We start from the raw sequence: 1,085 nt of genomic DNA, 5'->3' as shown, positions 1-1,085 counted from the left end.
GAAACTGTGGGGCAACCTGAGCTTCAACCCGATCAGCTCCCTGTCACACGCCACCCTGGTCGACATCTGCCAGTACCCGTTATCAAGAGAACTGGCCGGAAACATGATGATAGAAGCCCAGAGAATCGCCAACAAACTCGGCATCGAATTCCGCGTACCGCTGGAAAAACGCATACGTGGGGCGGAAAAAGTCGGCAAACACAAAACCTCCATGCTCCAGGACGTCGAAGCGGGAAGAGCCCCCGAAATCGACGCACTGGTAGGATCGGTCGTCGAACTGGGTCGCATCACCAACACCTCGACCCCGTACATCAACGCCGTCTACGCACTGGTCAAACTGTTGGCCAAGACCATGGAAGAAGAAAACGGCAAAGTCAAAATGGAACCATGTTGAAAGCATGAGAAGCGAAACGGATGCCGGCCGTTATAAACGGCAGGCATCCGCCCCCTGTTCTGCGAACAGAAAATGGTGGAAAATAATGAGTTAGGACATTATTTTCGTCAGGCACCAAAACCCGACCTGACAAACTTTTCAATTCCTAGTGAGACAAAAAAATCATGGCAGCAGTTTCGCATAAAAAAATCACCTCATTCCATCCGCCGCAACGCGTCCTGATGGGTCCTGGCCCATCCAACATCAACCCGCGCGTACTGGCAGCAATGAGCCTTCCCGTTATCGGATACATGGATCCGGCCTTCGTAGACATGATGGCCGAACTGAAATCCCTGTTACGCTACGCCTTCCAGACAGACTACCAGCTGACCTACCCGATTTCCGGGCCGGGATCCGTAGGCATGGAAAGCTGTTTCGTCAACATGGTAGCGCCGGGAGACAAGGTCGTTGTATGCAGAAACGGCGTATTCGGTGGCCGGATGATCGAAAACGTCGAAAGATGCAAAGCCACCCCGATCATCGTGGAAGGGACATGGGGAGAACCGGTCGATCCGAACGCCCTGGAAGACACGCTGAAGAAAAACCCCGACGCCCGGGTAGTTGCATTCGTTCATGCCGAAACCTCCACAGGATGCGTATCCGACGCCAAGACCCTGGCAGAAGTCGCGCACAAACACGACTGCCTGACCAT

Annotated in this window: 2 protein-coding genes; both read left to right on the top strand. The window is 53.8% G+C overall.

The window, feature by feature from the left end:
* Positions 1-394, top strand: a 394-nt coding sequence (locus NAI64_RS09015; RefSeq protein ID WP_331282626.1) for a ketopantoate reductase C-terminal domain-containing protein, incomplete at its 5' end; no start/stop codon positions are given.
* Positions 395-558: 164 nt separating this feature from the next.
* On the top strand, positions 559-1,085 hold a 527-nt coding region (locus NAI64_RS09010), incomplete at its 3' end, for a pyridoxal-phosphate-dependent aminotransferase family protein (RefSeq protein WP_269299787.1).

The organism is Oxalobacter paeniformigenes (genome assembly GCF_027158465.1).
Classification (GTDB): domain Bacteria; phylum Pseudomonadota; class Gammaproteobacteria; order Burkholderiales; family Burkholderiaceae_D; genus Oxalobacter; species Oxalobacter paeniformigenes.
This window is presented reverse-complemented; position numbering and strand designations above follow the sequence as displayed.